Origin of the sequence: Prevotella amnii CRIS 21A-A (assembly GCF_000177355.1) — a bacterium.
In the GTDB taxonomy this organism is placed as follows: domain Bacteria; phylum Bacteroidota; class Bacteroidia; order Bacteroidales; family Bacteroidaceae; genus Prevotella; species Prevotella amnii.
This window is the reverse complement of sequence record NZ_ADFQ01000035.1, coordinates 1-1197: the sequence shown is the minus strand read 5'-3', so window position 1 is coordinate 1197 and position 1197 is coordinate 1. Positions and strand designations below refer to the sequence as shown.

Here is a 1197-nt window from a genome sequence, read left to right as displayed (position 1 = left end):
TTCAGGGGAGTAACGGACATTCCTTTCTTCCTTTACAGGCTTATGAAATTATGTGCCTGAGAGGAGAGGGCTTGCAACTGGGTTTTACGACTGACCCCCTATATCTGCATCATATAAGAATATATGTAAAAAAAAAGATGCTTAAAAAGTATATGATTAACTTTTAAGCATCTATTGTTGCGGAGGCAAGACTCGAACATGCGACCTCCAGGTTATGAGCCTGGCGAGCTACCAACTGCTCCACTCCGCGGTATAAAAACGACTAAAACAGATATAAATTCTGTTTCTTATTAGTGGGTGCAAAGGTAATAATAATTATGGGAAATGCAAAAGTAAACTGAAATATAATTATAAATTTAACAATAAAACACTATTTAAAACATTTTTACATATTGCTACTTGCTATCGAATATATTTATAACATTTTTTCTAAGTCTTCTATAGCTCTTTTAATATCTACTGCAAAAGTTGAATGATTAAGTAGAAAATCATTATTTCCATGTGATAAAAGTTTATAAAGATCAGTGTTCATACATTCCACAAATGAATTAATAGCCAATTCTATATCATCTTTTTGCTGTAAGCTATTTGAAAATTTATATACTCTATACTTCTGATGAAAGAAGCTATAAGCCTGTTCTATACTATCTTTTGTAATCATTTTTGTTTTTCTTATTTGTATTATATTTAATGTGTACTATCACCATGAATATGCAAAGATAATTATCTTTTAAATTACTAAGTTATGATTATTCAAAAAAATGCAGTATTTGCAGAAATTATATCTATTCATAGAGTCAACCAGTAAGTGCAAAATTACAAAACGTATTTGAAGAATTCGCGTTTTGGTGTAGAAAAGTTTAATTTTTCTCTCAGCGAGAAAAAAAACAACCAGCAATACAAATAAAAAAAAGGAGACCGCTGTCTCCCAAAGATTAACTAACTTTGTATTGTAAATGTATCATCAATTAATCTCGGAGCAAAGGTCGCAAATTTTCGCCTTACTTCAAAAGAAAACAGGGAGAAAAGAGATTGCCGCAATCGTCGGCATCAGTCAGTCAACACTATCACGTGAAATCAAACGCAACAGCACGCCATCGGGAAAGTATATCTGGACAAAGGCGCACGATATGGCTATGCAGCGCAGAAAGAGAACGGTAAAGAACGCCAGGATCTCCGATGAATTAGTCTGGAAGA

At 33.1% G+C, this 1197-nt stretch carries 2 protein-coding genes and 1 tRNA gene; 1 reads left to right on the top strand and 2 read right to left on the bottom strand.

Going from position 1 to position 1197, the window contains the following annotated elements; translation table 11 throughout:
• Positions 1 to 177 precede the first annotated feature (177 nt).
• Together HMPREF9018_RS03570 and HMPREF9018_RS03565 are read right to left on the bottom strand one after the other, a co-directional pair.
• Positions 178 to 250, bottom strand: a tRNA-Met gene (locus HMPREF9018_RS03570).
• A 165-nt stretch (positions 251 to 415) separates the two neighbouring features.
• Complete coding sequence (locus HMPREF9018_RS03565; RefSeq protein WP_008448252.1) at positions 416 to 661, bottom strand: hypothetical protein; 246 nt, start codon at positions 659 to 661, stop codon at positions 416 to 418.
• 295 nt (positions 662 to 956) lie between these two features.
• On the opposite strand from HMPREF9018_RS03565, the gene HMPREF9018_RS03560 reads away from it, so the two are divergent.
• On the top strand, positions 957 to 1197 hold a 241-nt coding region (locus HMPREF9018_RS03560), incomplete at its 3' end, for a helix-turn-helix domain-containing protein (protein WP_008448254.1).